Below are 17,744 nucleotides of genomic sequence, written 5' to 3' on the forward strand. Positions count from 1 at the left end.
TTTGAGTCCAAATTAGCGTTTCAATCGTGCGTAGACTCTGTTCGGATGATGCCCGCTACGTTATCCATCTGAGCTGAAACGTGTGCGCTCTCACCAGCAACATGCGTAATTAAATCGTCCAGAGTGATCATCCCGATAACGCTCCCGTCTTCAACAACCGGGACGTGTCGAGCACCCGCTTCGTTCATTTGTCTCAGGACTTTTGGAATCTCAGCATCTGCTGGCACAGTAAGTGGGTCACGCGTCATCACGTCAGCAGCTCGTACGTCGTCTCCACTCGTCTCGGCTGTGAGCACACTTAACTCGCTTTCCTCGGTGAGCAGGTTAGCAATCAGGTCTCGATCGGTGATGATACCAGAGATCTGATCGGATTCTTCGACGACCACGTACCTGGCACACCGCGATTGGGAGATCATCGTGTGAGCGATCTCGGCAACCGTGGCGTCAGGCGTGACACGGGCGACCGACTCATCAGCAATACGACCAATATCCATCCGGAGGTCAGTTGGTCTGGTACCCATGCTAATCAGTACGACTCATAACAGGAAATAGCTTAGCATCAGCTGGTCGTCATAGAAATCCTCCACTCTTCAACCGTGAGAGACGACAATCTCCAAACTTTGTGAAGTTACAAAAAGTGTTACCAACTACGCCACTATCCAAGAGCGCTGGCTTTTATAATCTAGTCTCAATAAGTAAAGAGAAATGTACGATACGGTTTTGCTCTCGACTGACGGGACAGTTGCTTCTGAGGAAGCTGAATCCCATGCTATCGCGCTAGCAGAGGCCCATAATGCCGATCTTCATGTTCTGTATGTGGTCGATGAGGACGTCGTAACAGCATACAGCGGTGACGAGTACGTTGATGAAGCCGAAGGCCCAGAACATGGCCTCGAAGAACTTGGAACGGAAACAATCGCAGACATCCAATATAAAGCGAAGGAGGTCGGTGTCAATGTTGTCAAAGCAATTGAGCACGGCCGACCGGCTGAGACGATTGTACGGTATGCTGATGCCGAAGATATGGATCTACTTGTACTTGGAACGAAACACCGGCCGGAAGAATACCGGGCCTTGCTCGGAAGCGTGACCGACCGCGTCCTTCGATTGACGACCCGCCCAGCGACCGTCGTGAAGACGGAAGTCGACGAATAGGGGAAGAACAGTCAGTAACGGCCGCCGTCAGGCGTGAGTCGGGCGCGCCGGCGTTCGAACTCCTCGTCGTCGATTTCGCCGCGAGCGTACCGTTCCTGGAGGACAGCGAGTGCGCTATCCTCGGTGGGGCCGTCCGATGGCGACCGCGTTGTCAGCCAGTAGACGATGTAGACGGGAAGGGCGATCAGAAGTGCCATCCACAGCAAACCGATCAACATCATCCCCCAGCTCCATATTCCCCACCCGGCCATGTGACCATCATTCCACATCCCGTCATGCCAGTCCCACATCACTGTATCTGGAACAGCAGCGTGCGTCAGAGTCATTCCAATGATGACGGCTAGCGTCAGTGCTCCGATGACGATGAGTCCCAGAGAACGAATCCCGCGTGCTTGAATTGGATTTTGCATTATTGTACTCCTGAAGAGAGTTCGGCGTGGTTAGCCGAGGATGTATTCGAGGGCGGGGTAGCGCTCAACGAGCGTCTCGCCACCGACGTCGTAGTTCTCGATGTACTGGTCGAGGCCCAGGATGCGGCCCGCGGCGAACGCGGCGACCGCGAGGAACACGAGCATGTACGCGAAGTCCCCGTTGATGAACCCGTGGCTCATGTCCCAGTTCCCGAAGTAGAACATGAGCATCATGAGCGCGCCGAAGAACGCCGCGAGGCGGACGAACGCGCCGACGAGCAGGCCGAGGCCGATGAACAGCTCGCCCCACGGGACGGCCACGTTCGCGAACTCGACGAACCACGGCGTACTCCCCATCCACGCGAACATCCCCGCGAGCGGGTTGCCGTTCGTCGCCGCGACGTTCGTGAGGTAACCGCCCGCGGCGAACTCGCCGGTGATCTTCGTGAACCCGGAGTACGCGAACGCGTAGCCCATCATGAGACGGAGCGCGAGCACGAACCACGCACTGAGACTGTGAACTTTCCCGCCGACGGTCAGACCGCCGACTCTGCTCTCGAGCTGATTCATGCCGGAGTCGAGTGTGGACATAGTTATTGCACCTTCAACTATCAGTACGGAGGCAGAGACGATATAACGGCGAGCCGGCGTTCTGGGTCAGAAAATCGGCGGGCTATATTACGCTCCTGTCGCGAGTAGAGACGTGTGACTGAGGAGGCCGACCCGTCGGAAATCTTCGCGACACTCGACGACGAGTACGCCCGCGACATCCTCGTGGCGACGAAGACCGACCGCCTGTCTGCGAAGGAGCTCAGCGAGGAATGTGACATGTCACGCCCGACCGTCTCGCGCCGTGTCACCCGCCTCGTCGAGCAGGGCCTCCTCGAGGAGTATACGCACGTCGACCCCGGGGGACGGCACTACAGCGAGTATGAGGCGCGCCTCGAACGCATCGAAATCCTCCTGCAGGCGGAGGGCTTCGACGTCAACATCGACATCCGGCCTGACCCCGCCGACCGGATTACGACCATCTTCGAGGAAATGCGGGGAGACTGAATCATGGACCACACGCTATTCGTCATCGGCAAACTGTTCACGACCGCGTTAGCACTGGTCATCGCATATCAGGCCTATCGCGGGTACCAACGACATCACACGCAGTTACTCCTGTACGTCGCCGCCGGCTTCGCATTGGTCGGGCTTGGCGGCCTCCTTGAAGGCGTCCTCTTCGAACTCCTCCAGGTGTCGATCTTCGAAGCAGGATTCGTCGCAGCACTCGTCACCGCAGCCGGGATGCTGTCTATCCTCTACGCCCTGTATGCCCCGAATCCATAAGGATTCAGGACGCCCATTCGACAAGCGGCCTCTGCGCGTCGTGCCCGGTTCGAAGCCGCTACTGTTCGGACTCCCCTCGTTCTCGATAGTGTAGCGTCGCAGTGGGAGTTATATCCATATCGGTCGTACCATATCGTATGATTCGAACACTCGTCGGTGTCCTCGGCGCTATCTCAGCGCTGTTCCCGGACGAAATCGTCGAGCTCTTCGAGAAACTCGCCATTTCGAATCCAGACGAGGGAACAGTGAGAGGGTGGATACGTCCAGCAGTCCGGTCGGAGGGTGTTCTGATAGCTGCGCTTTCACTCTTTAACGGGCGAGCATACGCATTGCTGATGAATCTTACCGGCGTGTTCGGTGCGATAGTCCTCTTATTTCCCGACCTGTATCAGAGATTTGCCACCGCGTTCCTGTACGAGCGTCCAGAGTCGATAGAATGGAACGAGCGATTCCGCTTGGGCATTCGGGCTATCGGCGCACTCTATGTCTTTTTAGCGGCGAAGACGTACAGAGAGCGTCACAACGATACTTGAGCCACCTCGCTATTGACACCTGGCGCATCCGATGTCTAGTTCGTTACGGCCGCAGGTATCACTTTGAATCTAAAGTTTGAGCCCCACGATATCAGTATGATCGAAGGGGAAATCCGCTAAAGAGAGGAGGCCGTGTGTATCCCTGTATGACGACGACGATCATCGTGGAAGGCATGACGTGCGGTCACTGTGAGCAGACGGTCGAAGAGGCCCTCGAAGAGGTATCCGGCGTGACTGACGTGACCGTCGACAGGGAGAGCGAACAGGCGAGCGTCGATGGTGAGGCAAATGTCACAGCTCTCGTGGAGGCCGTCGAAGACGCCGGGTACACCGCTTACGCCTGAGAATCGCGCGGACCACTCCGAGACAACGGCCAACCGTTGTCTTTGAAGCTTCGCTACGCTGGTCCTGCTGTACAGTTTCAGTGGGGAAGATTCAGGGGGCCAGCGGATCCACCTCTACAGAGAATATGGGCTATGGACGACCACAAAGATACAAATGAGAATCCCCCTGGAGGGGAACACCAGCAGGACGACAGCAGTCACCAGCACGAACACGGCGAGCAGGATGAATCGGACGCCGAGTCGGACGAGCAGCGGGTAGAACAGGAGCTACTGGAAGAAGAGGCACACCCTGCTGCGGAGAGTGAGACGGTGCTCGACGAGCAGCACGAGCACGCTGGACACGAGGGCGACGGGCACGGCCACGGTTCCCATGAGGGCCACGGTGAGGGGCATGGCGGGATGCACGAGGGCCACGAGCAGATGTTCCGCCGGCGCTTCTTCGTCTCGACGCTCCTGTCGATCCCAGTCCTGCTATACAGCGAAATGCTGCAGGAGTGGCTCGGGTTCTCCGTCCCCGCGTTCCCGGGCAGCGAGTGGATCAACCCCGTCTTCGCGGTCATCGTCTTCGCGTACGGTGGGATGCCGTTCCTCCAGATGGCGGTGCCGGAGCTGAAAGACCGGTCGCCGGGGATGATGACGTTGATCTCGATGGCGATCACCGTCGCGTTCGTCTACAGTCTCGCGAGCGTGGTCTTCCCGACGCAGTCTGCGTTTTTCTGGGAACTCGTCACGCTGATCGACATCATGCTGCTGGGCCACTGGATCGAGATGCGGTCGGTCCGGCGGGCCTCCAGCGCGGTCGACGAACTGGCGAAACTGATGCCAGACACCGCCGAGCGTATTACCGACGACGGAGAAACCGAGGAGGTTCCCGTCAGGGAGCTCTCGGAAGGCGATCTCGTGCTCGTCCGGCCGGGCGCAAGTGTCCCTGCTGACGGCACCGTCGAGGAAGGTGATTCGGACGTCAACGAGTCGATGATCACTGGCGAGTCCAAGCCCGTCTCGAAGGAGCCTGGCGACGAGGTCATCGGCGGCACCATCAACGGCGATGGTAGTCTCCGCGTCCGTGTTGGCGCGACGGGCGAGGAGACGACGCTGGCGGGCATCATGCGTCTCGTCGAGGAAGCCCAGCAGAGCAAGTCCAAGACGCAGGTACTGGCCGACCGGGCGGCAGGCTGGCTGTTCTACGTCGCGCTCGGGGCGGCAGTCGTGACGGCGATTGCGTGGACCGTCGCGGTCTCGTTCGACGCGACCGTCATCGAGCGAGTCGTGACGGTGCTCGTCATCGCCTGCCCGCACGCCCTCGGGCTCGCCATTCCGCTGGTCGTCGCGATCAACACGTCGCTCGCCGCTCGCAACGGGATGCTCGTTCGCGACCGCATCGCGATGGAAGACGCACGGAATCTGGACGCGATCATCTTCGACAAGACAGGGACGCTTACCGAGGGCGAACACGGCGTCGTGGATATGGCGACCGTCAACGGCGTCGACGAGGACGACGCGCTCGGGCTGGCGGCAGCCGTCGAGAGCGACTCCGAGCACATGATCGCGCGAGCGATTCGCGAGGCCGCCGACGAGCGAGACCTAACTACTCCCGACGCGACCGCCTTCGAGGCGATCAAAGGCCGAGGGGTTCGCGCAAACGTCGACGGAAACGAGGTGTACGTCGGTGGGCCGAACCTGTTGACCCAACTCGATAGCGAGATCCCCGACCATCTCCAGCGCTTCGCTGACGAGGCCGGCCAGAACGCCCAGACAGTGGTGTATCTCGTTCGTGACGGAGAGTTGATCGCCGCGGTTGCGATGGCCGACGTGATCCGTGAGGAGAGTTTCCGCGTCGTTGACGCCCTCCACGATCTGGGCATCGAGGTTGCGATGCTAACTGGCGATTCCCAGGACGTCGCCAACGCTGTCGCCGACGAACTAGGCATCGACACGGTGTTCGCGGAGGTACTCCCCGAAGACAAGGACAAGAAAGTCCAGGAACTCCAGGACCAGGGGAAGCTCGTGGGGATGGTCGGCGACGGTGTGAACGACGCGCCGGCGCTGACACGGGCCGACGTCGGCATCGCCATCGGGAGTGGCACCGACGTTGCGGTCCAGTCGGCGGACGTCATCCTCGTCCAGAACAACCCGATGGACGTCGTTCGGCTCGTGAAACTCAGTAAGGCGAGCTACCGGAAGATGCAAGAGAACATCGTCTGGGCGGCGGGGTACAACGTGTTCGCGATTCCGCTTGCAGCAGGCGTGTTGGCACCGATCGGGATTCTGTTGTCTCCCGCTGTCGGTGCGCTTCTGATGTCGCTGAGTACGGTGATCGTCGCGATTAATGCGCAGTTGCTCCGGCGCGTCGACCTATCCCTCCCCGAGCTCCCAAGTGCGACTCCACCTACTGACGCTCAATCTGCTGACTGAGAAGTGCTTTCTCGTCATTCACGTAAGGCTAAATCTTTCGGATAGATAATTATTTCTGGCACTAGGAGGCCGTTTTTACGACTTAGAAGATACCCAAAATGAATCCCGTACCCATCACGATGAGGATCGTCGCCGTGAATGCTGGCAGGTACTCGGCGTAGTCTTCAAGCCGATCCTCGTAACGCTGGTAGCCAGCCACGAGTACCAGCGTCACACCGACGAGTGACGTAATGACGGCCAGCGAGTAGATGAGCATCAGTTCGAGGCAATAGGTCGAGCCGGTGCAGATCGCAATAATATCGAACTCCTCGTTGTGGGTGAATCCGAGGGCGAACGCGAGGGCTGCCATGCCGTAGAGCCCGCGATCTGGCGTCTCGTCGAGGTGATCGTGAGAGTGTGAATGGTCGGACTGGCCGGCAAACGGGACGGCCCGCCGAACTCGAGCGATCCACCCCTGATTATCGTCGGTGCTGTGGGAATGATCGTGACTGTGGTGGGCGTGATCTTGATCGTGGCCGTCGTGCTCGTGATGGTCACCGTGGTCGTCATCGTCATCCGGCGCGGTGTGATCATGTCCATTGAAGTATTGCCAGATCCCGAGGGCAATGAGTAACGCTCCAGCGACGTAGTTCATCCAGCTGATCTGGGTGAGGTCGAAGTACGAGAGCGCCCAGAAGTACACGACTACCATCGCGATACTACTGATGAGATGTCCGATCCCGAGAATGAGGCTCGATGCGGCGCCGTAGAACCATTTGTTCTGTTTGTCGAGCGCGTAACTCGCTGCAATCGCCCATCCGTGGCCCGGGGCGAGCCCGTGAGTGAGACCGAGAGCACTTGCCCCGAGTGCGAGTCCGAGAATTCCGTTTGCCATCTACTCGATAGCAGAATGAGATCGCTTATACCGGTTGTTATGACCCGATTCGGGAGTTCGTAATAATGACACTCTTGAGGAGCGCCGTCTATGGCTTAGATATGAGAACGAGTTTGAACATTCCGCAAGAGGTTCTCGAATCGTTCGATACGACGTGGCAAGACGAAGGATTGGAATCACGCTCCCGTGCCGTCCGCGAGGCGATTCACGAATACATCGAGCGCCACACAGAGCTCGAAGGGTTAGAAGGTCCTGCCGTCGCGGCGCTGGCGTTCGATTATGAGCACACACTCGTCATCGGCGAACTCCATACCGTCCAGCACGAATTCGAGGATGTCATCGGCACCACACAACACATGCACCACGGGGAGTGGTGTCTCGAGACGGTTTTCTGTCAGGGATCCGCAGCTCGAATCCGGGAGTTGGTGTACCGACTCCGTGATTTCGATGCCGTCGGCCGCGTGAACGTCATGTTCCTCCAACCGGAACTCTCCACGGAATAGAGCGACTGAGTCGTCTGCTCCAATCAGCACTCCTATCGATACGTGTCTCTCATATGCGCACGTTGCGATGGACTGTCTCCGACGACCGCGTAAGGTGGAGACAATGTTGTCTTCTGCTGTATGGGATATCGGGATGTCTATCTCGTCCTTGGTGATGAGGAGACGGAGAGTCAATAGATGCGTATGACACACGAGGCGATGCATCACCGGCGCTACAGAGATTCGGCGCGATGGAGACTCTACTGGATCGGGGACCGGGTTATGTGTTTTAGTTCAGGGAGAGAGCCTGCAGTTTGCCGTATCGAGGGTTGTTCATGCGGGAGAGGTGGTTGATTCATCAGCGTCTTTCCACTCTCCGAGCCCTGCCGGATCCAGGTGGACGTGGACATCAGCGACTGGCTCGATTTCACGGACGCGCCGGCGGAGTTCTGATTCAACGTCATGTGCTTCGACCACCGATAGTTCTTGATCGACTTCGGCGTGAAACTCGACTTCGATCATGTGCCCAGAGTAGTACGCGACAAAATCGTGAATACCATGAACAGCAGAGTGTTCCCGGATGCGCTCCTTGATCTCTTCCTGTTCTGATTCCGGAGGAGCGCTATCGGCGAGATACTGAATATTCTCTCGCGAGATATCTACGCCTTGGTGGATAACGAGTAGACTCACGATGCCGCCTGCAATCGGGTCAAAAACTGGGTAACCAACTGCCATACCGAGGACACCCACCAGAGCCGCACCAGTCGTATAGAGATCGTTAAGACTGTCCGCAGCAAGCGCGCGGAGGCTCGGGAGCTGGAGTTCCTGATTCTTGTATTGGGTATACCAGTAACAGACGTACATATCACCGAGTGCAAACAGGAGCCCGATAATAAGCCAAATACTGTACTCAGCGGTCACTCCAGTTAGAATTGAGTGACCCGCATCGTACAGCAGTTTGAGTCCGAGGAGAACGAGCATGCCACCGACGAAGAGCGCGGAGAGGGGTTCGAATCGGTTGTGTCCGTGGGGGTGTGACTGGTCTGCATCCTCATAGACGGACTGGCCCCAGATCAAGACGACACCGCTTGCAAGGAGGTCTGCAACGGAGTGCGCTGCGTCGGCAGTAAGGGCGAGACTTCCTGTGAGGATCCCGAGTGCCCCCTCGACACCAATTTTGAGAGCATTTAACAGAACATTTGCCCAAGAGACTTTGAGAAAGGCTACACGTGAATCCGCCATAATATAGCGATACTGCTACATCCACATAAGAGGCCTCATTAGGCGCGTATAATCGAGTTTTTGATTCAATCTAAACTTTTCACGGTGCGTTGAGAGTCAACGGGTAACCAAGAGGCTCTTTATATAACTGTACCTACCTATGCAATAGATAGTTGACCCAACGTATCCTAACCCGAGCCCACTAGGACCTCGAGCGACTGCACCGCTCTCTCCGAACAGCATTAATATCGATGCATCTGTACCCCCAGTAATGGCCGTTCGACTGAGGTCGGTATCCACGTTCCGCGGTCGAGGCTGTACCTCTTCTCACCGGTGGTGATCAGCTATGTCTCCATCTTATTCATCACCTGCCACGTGCGCGCTCTGTGGTGGTGCTGTCCCCAATGACCGAGTCGCGGATGAAGACGGCGGCGTCTACTGTTCTACCGGGTGTCAGGACGTCCAGCGCGTCCTCGGTGACGAGGAGCATTCCAGTCGCCCGGAGACGACACACGGACCCACGGCCGGGCCCGGTGCTGACGATGACGCTGATGAACGCGAAACAGACACCCACGGAGAGCGGGCCGAGTCACGGGTATTTCTCCACGTAGAGGGGATGCACTGTGCGACGTGTGAAACCTATCTGGAGTCGATTGCCGAAGACTGTACGGGAGTTACTGACGCTACAGCGAGCTACGTAACCGAGACGATTCGCGTTGAGTACGATCCCACGAGCATCTCGGCGGATGCTCTCTGTGACGCGCTTAGTCCGCTGGGCTATACGGCAACGCGTCGTGACGGTGGCAGTGATGGTCCGACGACTGTCGTCGGCCAGTCGCGGCGGCAAGACGAGACGGGTGGCCGAGACATCGACGAGGTACTCGGGTTTCGCTACGCTGCGGGCGTTATTTTCGGGACGTTCATGCTCCTGCCGTACGCGGTGCTCCTCTATCCAGCGCAGCTCTCGTCGTTCTTCGGCGATGGGACGCTGGACATGTACGCGAGTGCGTCCGGGATTGGCGGTGGAGATGGCCTGTTGATCCTGCCGCTCTTTCTTGTCCTGACGGGTGTGGTCCTAGTGTTCACCGGCCTTCCGCTCTTACAGGGTGCGTATGTCAGTCTGAAGATGCGACAGCCGAATACGGATCTGCTCGTCGCACTCCCCGTCGTGAGTGCCTACGTGTACAGCACGATCGCGTTTCTCCTCGGGCGGATCGACGTCTTCTACGACCTGACGATCGTGGTTGCCGCGAGTGTGGTCGCTGCGATCTTCTACGAATCACTGAGCAAGCAGCGGGCGATGGACTGCCTGACGGACCTCACCATCTCGCGGGTTACTGACGCCCGACGATATGACGCCGATGGGACCACGACGACGGTCGACGTGAATGACCTCGAACCAGGAGAGAGCGTGCTCGTCCGTGAGGGCGAACGTATCCCGGTCGATGGAGTCCTTGCCGAGGGCGAGTGTACGGTCGACGAGGCGGTTGTGACGGGCGAATCGCTCCCGGTGCTGAAGCGAGCGGGTGACGACCTCGTCGGCGGCGCGGTCGTCACGAACGGCGCCGCTGTCCTCACGGTGAGTGACAGTGCATCCAGCAGTATCGACCGACTCATCACGTCGGTCTGGAATCTCCAGAGTGGGGACCACGGCGTCCAGCGACAGGCCGACCGGTTCGCGTCGTTCGTCATTCCAGTCGTCGTGGGTGGGGCTGTTCTCGCCGGCGGCTGGTCACTCGTGGTGGGGGCTGGCGTCCTGCTCGCCGTCCTGACGGCGTTGTCAGTGCTCTTGGTCGGGTGTCCATGGGCACTCGGGCTCGCGACGCCCCTCTCCGTCGCAACGAGTATCGAGGAGGCAGTAGACCGCGGCATCGTCGTGTTCGACGAAACTGTCTTCGAGCGCCTTCGGAACGTCGACGTCGTCGTCTTCGACAAGACCGGTACCATCACGACCGGTCGGATGGAGGTTCTTGAGGCGGATGCACCGGCAGATCTGTTGGCCGCCGTCGCAGACCTGGAGCAGCGAGCATCGCACCCGGCGGCGGACGCGATCGTGACCGCATTCGCTCAAGAGGGGCAAGCTGGCGAGGGTCCCAGAGCCGATGGTGGGGTCGCGAATGAAGACGACCGCGAGCGAGCACGTAACATCTCCGAGTTCACGAGCCACGCGACCGGCGTCGAAGGGGTTGTTGACGACACGCGAGTTCTCGCGGGCAATCTCGATCTCTTTGCGGATCTAGAGTGGTCGGTGAGCGATGCCCTCGAAACTCGGGTGACAGCGGCCCGTGACGTCGGGCAGCTTCCGGTTATCGTCGGTCGTGATGGTCGTGCGGAGGGTGTCATCGTCGTGGGCGACGAGCCACGAGCGGGCTGGGACGACACGCTCATGCAGTTGAGTGCCCGTGATATGGAGATCGTCGTCCTGACTGGCGATGACGAGGCCGCCACTGACTTCCTCGGCACTCACCCCGGAGTCGACCACGTGTTTGCAGGGGTTCCGCCGGCGGGCAAGACTGCGACGATTCGGCGGCTACAGTCTCAGGGACAGGTCGCGATGGTCGGTGATGGAACGAACGATGCCCCGGCGCTCGCGACGGCCGATCTGGGTATCTCGCTCGGCGGTGGGACCGCGCTCGCGTCCGATGCCGCGGATATTTCTATCGTCGATGACGACCTTGCGGCGGTCGAGGCGACGTTCGACCTCGCAGATGCAGCACGTCGGCGTGTCAAACAGAACAATGGGCTATCGCTGCTCTATAATGGGATCACGATCCCCCTTGCGGCGGCGGGGTTGCTGAATCCAGTGTTCGCGATGGGAGCGGTCGTGGTGACTGGCGGTCTTCTCGCGGCGAATTCGTTTCGAGACCTGCTTAACGAGTAGCGGCTCCAACCCCGCGAAGCGGCAGATACCTGCTGTGATCGGATGAAGACGGCCTTCGTGGTTTATTCGAGAAATTCGAAGGCACGGAGGCCCGTGTGCCCGACCGCAAAGCCTGCGACGATGATGCCTCCAGAGAGGATCTGGTAGAACGGGGTCGACGGGAGAATGCCGGTTCCGAGTGTGCCGACAACGATCAGTACCGCTGCTAGTCCCAAAAACACGTACTGTCGACTTTTCCCTTCCCATCTTGAGACGTTCGCTCAAACCGCGTTCTCACGGCAGATTCGGCATTTCAGTCGGCTGGGATGATGGCAGCCGATTGCTCGGGCTGTCGGGCTGTTTGGACCGAGTAGAGCAGACTGCCAGTAAACAAGAGGAGACTTCCGACGATGAATACCGCACTGAGCGGCGAAGCGGAATCGACGAATACCCAGTAGAGCGGGGCAGCAATCGATGGCCCGGCAGCGAGCACCGCGATCTTCGCGACGAGTGGCCCGCAGCACCCACAGGTACACGTCCCGACGATTGCAGCACTCCCGGCGGTCCCTTCGGTCATACCAGCCCGTTCCTCAACGCGCCAGTGACGCGCGATGAGAGCGGCGTTCAACCCGATGAGAGCGCTCAGCATCCCGACGACGATGACCTGGCCAGGTGACAAGGCTAGGAAGAACGGGATGTGTACGAACGGGAGATGCGGAATCGCGATTTCGAGGGTGGGCCACGATACCAGCTGATAGATTGCGGGCAGAACGACGACCGTCACCTCCTCGGGGAAGCCTTCTTCGGGGAAAAACGAGAGGTAGCCCGTCACGGTAACAAAAAAGAATGCTAATACGACACCGACGCCGATGCCGAAGCGACGCGCAACCGGATCACGCATAACTGCGCGAATGACACCCCCTGCGTCCTTCCAGATGACATAGCCGATCAGAATTGGCGTGCCGAGGACGATAGCGTACCCAAGTGGATGTGTATCCCTTGCCAATTCTGGGAGAAGGTAGGGGTACGAGATCCACAATCCCATGAGGATGCCGAGGAACGTGTACCGTGGGCGGGATGGCCAGCGCAGCCACCCAATGACGAAGCTCGCGACCATGATGCCCAAGCCACTCAGCAGGGCCAGTGGCTGATACCACGCTCGGGGGAACGGCATCGAACTCGCAGTGTACGTCGGATCCGGGGAGAGCCCCTCGAAGAGAACGGCTCCAAGCGCAGTGATAGCTATCCCGACGAATACGCCGTACAGAGCGGTTGTCGGCGTGATACGATCTGTCCGTTTGAGAAGGATAAACCCGCCGAGGATGGCGGCACCGACCAGTGCCAAGATGAGTCCGTGTCCTTGCGAGAGTCCACCGCTTCCGGTTGTACCGTGGGCGGATGCGACGGGAATCTGAGTGAGCGTAACAATCGCGGCGAGAAGTATAGAGAGTGGCCGAACAGACCCTCCGATTTGAGGGGTCTGTCCACGGGAGGAACCCTCCCGTGGTTGAGGCTCTTCCGGTGACATTATTCGGTCTTGGACAGGGAGCCACTTCTACCTGACTGATTCGAGAGAGCCACTCGGAGAGATATGCGTCACCCCATAGACGACGGTGTGCCACTTCTGTGGAGCCCCATGAGAAACATACGCCACCGGATGCTATACCGTCGTCACGTTCTACCACTAGTCCGACCCACCTACTATGGATCCCCGGCACGTATCTCCGTTCGACAGGTATGGTCCAGCTGAGTCCGTGGCTGTGGGCGGTCATTCTGGTCGTCGGGGTCTTCGCTGCTCACTGGGGTGCCGAACAACTTTCGCATCCAATTAAGAAGCTCCGCCGACAGTTGGGATTGACCGCGGTCGCAGGTGGTGCCCTCGTCGGGATCGCTGCCGCCGGCTCCGAAATCGGCATCAACGTCACGAGTGCCTATCGCGGTGTCTCCGACATCGGGCTGGGAATGATGCTCGGGTCGAACATCGTCTCCATTCCACTCATCGTTACTATCGCCTACGTCGCCTCGCGGAAGCGAGACCTTGGCGGCGAAACGGAGGGGCAAGATACACGTCGCGACGGTGGACAGGGAAGCACGTCGTCTGGCGGTCAAACAGCGACGCACGGTCGCCACCGCCAGGAGAATCTCCTTCGGATTCAGAAGGAGGCCGTTACCGTCCTGATACTGCCGTATCTCGGCATCCTCGGTCTGGTCGCCGTCCTCACGCTGCCGGAATCCGGGCGGGGACTCCAGCCCATCGATGGGTGGATTATGGGGGCAGCCTACCTCGCATATCTGGGCCAGGCGTTCTTCAGGGGTCGCTCCGAGTCGGAGGACGTGCAGTGGACCAAGAAAGAACTCGGCCTCGCCGGTGCCGGGCTGGTCGTCCTCGCGTCGGGAGCGTACGGTATCGTTCTCTCGACGGAGAACATCGTGGCTGCACTCGGGATCTCGAGGCTCGTGGGCGGGTTATTCGTGACGGCGATCGTAACAGCGATCCCCGAGATGTTCGCGACGTGGAGCGTCGTCAGAAGCGGTCAGGTCACCGCCGGGACGACGAGCGTTATCGGTGACAACGCGGTCACGATGACCGTAGCGTTCGTGCCGCTCGCACTCGTCACGGTTCCGATCGAGGACTTTCAACTCTATTGGGTGAATCTGTTATTCGTGGCGCTGATGCCGGCCGTGTACGCGGGGCTGACCCACTGGGGAGCGACCGAACACGGGTTCACACACTGGCAGGTCTTGCTGTTCGATGCCTTTTACTTCCTATATATCGGCGTGATGGCCCTCAGTGTATTAAATCTCTTCTAGTACTTGCTTGTCATCCCGAAATCGTTAATCTCCAGAAGATACGGTGGAGTTCCGATTCGATCCCCAAATACTGGAAATTGGCGACGTTTGTTTTGCCGTATTCCGCTTCGTTCTACGTATGTACGCCTGGTGTCGGCTGTCCCGCATCTCTTCACTCAAACTCACCGTAGTCTCCTCCGTATTTGATAAAGAAGTAAGCAAGGCCGAGCACTGCGCTCATCGCACCCGCTGCGACGATTCCGAGCGTCTTTGCGCTATCCGGGAGAGTGGGTGCACCACCACCGCCACCACCATCACCGCCACCGCCCCCGCCGACAGTTACTGTCCCCGTCATGCCCGCAGATTCGTGGGGAATGCAGAAATACCCGTATTCTCCTTCCGTCTCGAACGTATGCTCGTACGTTCCATCACCTCCAATACTGCCATCCGGATACGCATCACGAGCTGATGATTCGCTGTCAAAGTCACCGCTCGCAAAATACTCCGCGTCGTCGGGAATTTCGTCTTCATAGGCCGTGACACTATGTTCGATGGATCCAACATTCTCCCAAGTGACTGTCGTCCCCGGATCGACCTGCGCCTCGGCGGGGACGAATTCGAGGTTGTCGTTCATGTCAATCGTTGTTTCCTGGGCGGCAGCTTCGGTTGAAGCCGCCGTTACCGTTGCAGTTCCCCCAACAGCTGCCCGAAGTACCCCCCGCCGTGATACAGGATGGTTCTCCTGCTCCTCGGTCATAGACACCACTACGCACGATGCGTCAATAGTGAATGTGGTACATACGTCGAAATCCGTGTTTCAGCCTTACTTCAATGTGAACGTGGCACTGTCTAGTTTAGGACCTCCTCGACCGATGTTCGATCAGCAAGCGATTGGTGCGGTCTGAGATGGTTATAATAATGTGCAAACAGAGCAATCTATTGTCGAACGCTCCGCCGACTGCCCACCCACGAAGTATGGAAATAGTCGAGGCGCATTTTCAGCGTGTGGAACCATTTTTCGATGAGTTTTCGGTCGGTATAGTCCACCTGACTGTTCAATCCTATTCGAACAAGGGCAGTCCGATATCCGAACTGATCAACGAGAAACGTCGTGTCTGAGAAATCGCGTTTCTCACGAAGTCCAGACAGGAACGCAGCCGCTGGATCGGTGCCATGGCGTCCGAACAACGCCACGTCAAGAATGAGTTTCGTGTCGAGGTCTATTGCAGCGTATAATCAAGACCACTCACCGTTAATTTTGACAGCGGTTTTGTCGACGGCGACCCGCTTCGGCTGCGCCTCAGGCGGGTCGGGAACGCTGTCAGCCAGCCTATGTACCCACTGCCAAACAGCTTTATTAGAGCGTTCAACACCTAATTCAGAGAGAATCATTGTTGTCTCTCTAAGTGAACAACCGGTCGAGTGAAGCCGGACGGCGAACACTCCCGAGTTTCTTCTAAATCCGCCGCAAAGCATTCGCTGAGCGGGTCTGCGAGCATCTTGACCAACTAACTCAACGACCTGCTCACTTCTCAAACTGGCTTAATTAGACAGTGACGAATTCAGTAAATATCTGAAGAACTGAAGGTCGAGACTACTCCAAATAGATAGAGATGAGCGTAAACAGGGCGAATCCTCCCACGAGTGCGACGGCAGCCAGACGGGCCTCACCTTCATTGTGTGCCTCGGGAATGATCTCCTCGACGGCAACCGTGAGCAGGATTCCGGCCGTAAAGGCGAGCAGTCCGAACTTGACGATCGCAGGTTGACCACGGACGAGCCAGTACCCGACGGTGACACCGAGAAAGATTGGAAGTGCGAACGAGAGGGATAACAGTAGCCGTGTTCGCCGCGGGATGCCCTTCGATTTGAAGGTGGCAATCGTGGCGAAGCCCTCTGGAATGTCGGCAGGAACCTGACCGAGTGCGAGGAGGAGTCCAAGACCTAGCGAAATCGTCGACCCGGCTCCGATCATCACGCCGTCGCTAAAGAGATCGACGGCGACGCCGGCGAAAATACCCCAGGCACCTGACTTTGCACGTCCCCCGCCGGTTCGAGCGGCGATGAGGTCTGTGAGACTGTCAAGACCGATCGAGAAGAATCCTCCCGCGAGGAAAACGACGAGCACGAGCCACGGCGGGTCGGCTTCCAACGTCGTCGGAAGCAGCTCGATACCGACGACAGCGAGGATAATGCCCGCCGCAACGTGGAGCGCTAAGCTGAGTGTATCGCCGGAGATCTCGAACCGTTCGGCGACGAGCCCACCGGAGATGTTCCCAAGGGCCGGCATCGAACTCAATAGGAGCGCTGTCAGATAGCTGGTGGCCACGCTATTGACCTACCCATAATTCGGGTTTGACTCGGAAAGCCCTTACTCCGCTATCGAGGATTTTAGCAGTATCCCGTCCCGTAGCGCGAAAATCTACCCTCTCTCCGTGAGGACTCCTCCAGACCCCTGGTCTATCTGCGGTCACTCTCGGAAGAGTGCAAACGGATCTCCGTAAGAAATCGTGTTTGTACTTGCCCCCTTGTACTCGACGGAACCTACGAGTTGACGGACAATTTGGCCGTTCCGTCACTTATTACGGAGTGTACAACGCTGTTCAGTTCGGCGGCGCGTATCTTGGTGCAACCAGGATACTCTGAACCAATTACGACTCGCCCAGAAACACCAGGAGATGAATATGCTTGAGAAACCAGAGCGGTAATATCACGCCGATCCCGACGCCAAAGAGTGGGCTATTCGAGGCGAGCCACACCACCTGTGCGAGAACCGTACCAAGCAGTACCACGCTATTGTACGCGATTCCATTAATCAGAATGTCTCCCGGTGTCTGTGGCCGTGGCCACTGTACGAGACTGTAATCACTCTTCGATGTTCGACTCGCGCTGAGTGCAATTATGAGTCCGGCCAATCCACTCCCAAACCACCCAAGGAGCACTATCGGGAGTGAAAACAAGCTGACTCCCAACACCAGACCGGCTCCGACCGGAAACATGATAACGACGAGTTCGACAACGGTGCATCGAGTAAGGTTAGTTCGCAAAGAAGTTAGCATATTCTTGACCCAAATCTGTACATCGGTCAACCAACCATTTCACTTCGTTCTTGGGAGACTTTTCTTCTCCTCGTCGGTGACCGGTCGAGAATACTCCGTCGAGGATTTGAACCTCGGTCCTCGGCGTGAGATGCCGAGATGATTGGCCGAGCTACACCAATGGAGCATTTTGAGCTCACTGGCCAATCCAGTTAAACCCACTCACTTCACGACATCGAATCCGACGACGCAGACGACTATCTGGTGTCTGCAGAGGAAACCACCCA

18 protein-coding genes, 1 tRNA gene and 1 pseudogene are annotated in these 17,744 nt (G+C 58.2%); 9 read left to right on the forward strand and 11 right to left on the reverse strand.

From position 1 onward, the window contains the following. Positions 1-20: 20 nt before the first annotated feature. Positions 21-521, reverse strand: a complete 501-nt coding sequence (locus Harman_RS17685; protein WP_004594590.1) for a CBS domain-containing protein — start codon at positions 519-521, stop codon at positions 21-23. A 184-nt stretch (positions 522-705) separates the two neighbouring features. On the opposite strand from Harman_RS17685, the gene Harman_RS17690 reads away from it, so the two are divergent. Further along, the gene (locus tag Harman_RS17690) at positions 706-1,155 is read left to right on the forward strand and encodes a universal stress protein (RefSeq protein ID WP_092817280.1); all 450 of its coding nucleotides are present in this window, start codon (positions 706-708) and stop codon (positions 1,153-1,155) included. 11 nt (positions 1,156-1,166) lie between these two features. Here the strand turns inward: Harman_RS17690 and Harman_RS17695 are convergent, their stop codons facing one another. After that, a complete protein-coding gene (locus Harman_RS17695; RefSeq protein ID WP_049986209.1) occupies positions 1,167-1,565 on the reverse strand; it encodes an SHOCT domain-containing protein in 399 nt (132 codons plus the stop codon). A 30-nt stretch (positions 1,566-1,595) separates the two neighbouring features. Further along, complete coding sequence (locus Harman_RS17700) at positions 1,596-2,156, reverse strand: DoxX family protein (RefSeq protein ID WP_092817279.1); 561 nt, start codon at positions 2,154-2,156, stop codon at positions 1,596-1,598. A gap of 114 nt (positions 2,157-2,270) precedes the next feature. Between Harman_RS17700 and Harman_RS17705 the strand changes: the two genes are divergently transcribed. The 5 genes from Harman_RS17705 to Harman_RS17725 all read left to right on the forward strand — a co-directional run bounded on the left by Harman_RS17705 (position 2,271) and on the right by Harman_RS17725 (position 6,192). Further along, positions 2,271-2,621, forward strand: coding sequence for an ArsR/SmtB family transcription factor (locus tag Harman_RS17705; protein WP_137685074.1), 351 nt, complete (start codon positions 2,271-2,273; stop codon positions 2,619-2,621). A 3-nt stretch (positions 2,622-2,624) separates the two neighbouring features. Then, entirely contained in the window at positions 2,625-2,900 is a 276-nt protein-coding gene (locus Harman_RS17710) for a DUF7521 family protein (RefSeq protein WP_004594584.1), read from the forward strand. A gap of 137 nt (positions 2,901-3,037) precedes the next feature. Next, positions 3,038-3,433: a hypothetical protein gene (locus Harman_RS17715; protein ID WP_004594583.1), complete on the forward strand. Its 396-nt coding sequence runs from the start codon at positions 3,038-3,040 to the stop codon at positions 3,431-3,433. Between the two features lie 146 nt (positions 3,434-3,579). Next, positions 3,580-3,777 (forward strand): heavy-metal-associated domain-containing protein, encoded by a 198-nt coding sequence (locus tag Harman_RS17720; protein WP_004594582.1) that lies wholly within the window; start codon positions 3,580-3,582, stop codon positions 3,775-3,777. A gap of 132 nt (positions 3,778-3,909) precedes the next feature. Next, a complete protein-coding gene (locus tag Harman_RS17725) occupies positions 3,910-6,192 on the forward strand; it encodes a copper-translocating P-type ATPase (protein WP_137685075.1) in 2,283 nt (760 codons plus the stop codon). An 82-nt stretch (positions 6,193-6,274) separates the two neighbouring features. Here the strand turns inward: Harman_RS17725 and Harman_RS17730 are convergent, their stop codons facing one another. Further along, positions 6,275-7,066: a HoxN/HupN/NixA family nickel/cobalt transporter gene (locus tag Harman_RS17730; RefSeq protein WP_137685076.1), complete on the reverse strand. Its 792-nt coding sequence runs from the start codon at positions 7,064-7,066 to the stop codon at positions 6,275-6,277. Between the two features lie 101 nt (positions 7,067-7,167). Here Harman_RS17730 and Harman_RS17735 point away from each other — a divergent pair, with 101 nt between their 5' ends. Then, complete coding sequence (locus Harman_RS17735) at positions 7,168-7,569, forward strand: CopG family ribbon-helix-helix protein (RefSeq protein ID WP_137685077.1); 402 nt, start codon at positions 7,168-7,170, stop codon at positions 7,567-7,569. A gap of 312 nt (positions 7,570-7,881) precedes the next feature. On the opposite strand, the gene Harman_RS17740 is transcribed toward Harman_RS17735, so the two are convergent. Beyond that, a complete protein-coding gene (locus tag Harman_RS17740; protein WP_137685078.1) occupies positions 7,882-8,790 on the reverse strand; it encodes a cation diffusion facilitator family transporter in 909 nt (302 codons plus the stop codon). A 325-nt stretch (positions 8,791-9,115) separates the two neighbouring features. Between Harman_RS17740 and Harman_RS17745 the strand changes: the two genes are divergently transcribed. Further along, positions 9,116-11,650: a heavy metal translocating P-type ATPase gene (locus Harman_RS17745; protein WP_137685079.1), complete on the forward strand. Its 2,535-nt coding sequence runs from the start codon at positions 9,116-9,118 to the stop codon at positions 11,648-11,650. A gap of 62 nt (positions 11,651-11,712) precedes the next feature. Here Harman_RS17745 and Harman_RS21650 read toward each other — a convergent pair whose 3' ends face one another. After that, a complete protein-coding gene (locus Harman_RS21650) occupies positions 11,713-11,865 on the reverse strand; it encodes a hypothetical protein (protein ID WP_200830978.1) in 153 nt (50 codons plus the stop codon). Positions 11,866-11,942: 77 nt separating this feature from the next. Then, the gene (locus Harman_RS17750; RefSeq protein ID WP_225935438.1) at positions 11,943-12,974 is read right to left on the reverse strand and encodes a hypothetical protein; all 1,032 of its coding nucleotides are present in this window, start codon (positions 12,972-12,974) and stop codon (positions 11,943-11,945) included. A gap of 392 nt (positions 12,975-13,366) precedes the next feature. Here Harman_RS17750 and Harman_RS17755 point away from each other — a divergent pair, with 392 nt between their 5' ends. Further along, positions 13,367-14,440, forward strand: coding sequence for a sodium:calcium antiporter (locus Harman_RS17755; protein ID WP_200830973.1), 1,074 nt, complete (start codon positions 13,367-13,369; stop codon positions 14,438-14,440). 151 nt (positions 14,441-14,591) lie between these two features. On the opposite strand, the gene Harman_RS17760 is transcribed toward Harman_RS17755, so the two are convergent. The 4 genes and pseudogenes from Harman_RS17760 to Harman_RS17775 all read right to left on the reverse strand — a co-directional run bounded on the left by Harman_RS17760 (position 14,592) and on the right by Harman_RS17775 (position 17,644). Further along, the gene (locus Harman_RS17760) at positions 14,592-15,176 is read right to left on the reverse strand and encodes a plastocyanin/azurin family copper-binding protein (protein WP_137685081.1); all 585 of its coding nucleotides are present in this window, start codon (positions 15,174-15,176) and stop codon (positions 14,592-14,594) included. A 92-nt stretch (positions 15,177-15,268) separates the two neighbouring features. Continuing rightward, a pseudogene (locus Harman_RS17765) lies at positions 15,269-15,918 on the reverse strand (IS6 family transposase). Between the two features lie 95 nt (positions 15,919-16,013). Next, a complete protein-coding gene (locus Harman_RS17770) occupies positions 16,014-16,709 on the reverse strand; it encodes a ZIP family metal transporter (RefSeq protein WP_137685082.1) in 696 nt (231 codons plus the stop codon). A gap of 860 nt (positions 16,710-17,569) precedes the next feature. Continuing rightward, positions 17,570-17,644 (reverse strand) — tRNA-Glu (locus tag Harman_RS17775). Positions 17,645-17,744 lie beyond the last annotated feature (100 nt).

Source organism: Haloarcula mannanilytica, assembly GCF_005406125.1.
Taxonomy (GTDB): domain Archaea; phylum Halobacteriota; class Halobacteria; order Halobacteriales; family Haloarculaceae; genus Haloarcula; species Haloarcula mannanilytica.

Bases quoted from the DNA above. Each gene is read 5' to 3' on its own strand.
- Harman_RS17685 (WP_004594590.1), bottom strand. From the start codon at position 521: ATGGGTACCAGACCAACTGACCTCCGGATGGATATTGGTCGTATTGCT.
- Harman_RS17690 (WP_092817280.1), top strand. From the start codon at position 706: ATGTACGATACGGTTTTGCTCTCGACTGACGGGACAGTTGCTTCTGAG.
- Harman_RS17695 (WP_049986209.1), bottom strand. From the start codon at position 1,565: ATGCAAAATCCAATTCAAGCACGCGGGATTCGTTCTCTGGGACTCATC.
- Harman_RS17700 (WP_092817279.1), bottom strand. From the start codon at position 2,156: ATGTCCACACTCGACTCCGGCATGAATCAGCTCGAGAGCAGAGTCGGC.
- Harman_RS17710 (WP_004594584.1), top strand. From the start codon at position 2,625: ATGGACCACACGCTATTCGTCATCGGCAAACTGTTCACGACCGCGTTA.
- Harman_RS17715 (WP_004594583.1), top strand. From the start codon at position 3,038: ATGATTCGAACACTCGTCGGTGTCCTCGGCGCTATCTCAGCGCTGTTC.
- Harman_RS17720 (WP_004594582.1), top strand. From the start codon at position 3,580: ATGACGACGACGATCATCGTGGAAGGCATGACGTGCGGTCACTGTGAG.
- Harman_RS17725 (WP_137685075.1), top strand. From the start codon at position 3,910: ATGGACGACCACAAAGATACAAATGAGAATCCCCCTGGAGGGGAACAC.
- Harman_RS17730 (WP_137685076.1), bottom strand. From the start codon at position 7,066: ATGGCAAACGGAATTCTCGGACTCGCACTCGGGGCAAGTGCTCTCGGT.
- Harman_RS17735 (WP_137685077.1), top strand. From the start codon at position 7,168: ATGAGAACGAGTTTGAACATTCCGCAAGAGGTTCTCGAATCGTTCGAT.
- Harman_RS17740 (WP_137685078.1), bottom strand. From the start codon at position 8,790: ATGGCGGATTCACGTGTAGCCTTTCTCAAAGTCTCTTGGGCAAATGTT.
- Harman_RS17745 (WP_137685079.1), top strand. From the start codon at position 9,116: ATGTCTCCATCTTATTCATCACCTGCCACGTGCGCGCTCTGTGGTGGT.
- Harman_RS17755 (WP_200830973.1), top strand. From the start codon at position 13,367: ATGGTCCAGCTGAGTCCGTGGCTGTGGGCGGTCATTCTGGTCGTCGGG.
- Harman_RS17760 (WP_137685081.1), bottom strand. From the start codon at position 15,176: ATGACCGAGGAGCAGGAGAACCATCCTGTATCACGGCGGGGGGTACTT.
- Harman_RS17770 (WP_137685082.1), bottom strand. From the start codon at position 16,709: ATGCCGGCCCTTGGGAACATCTCCGGTGGGCTCGTCGCCGAACGGTTC.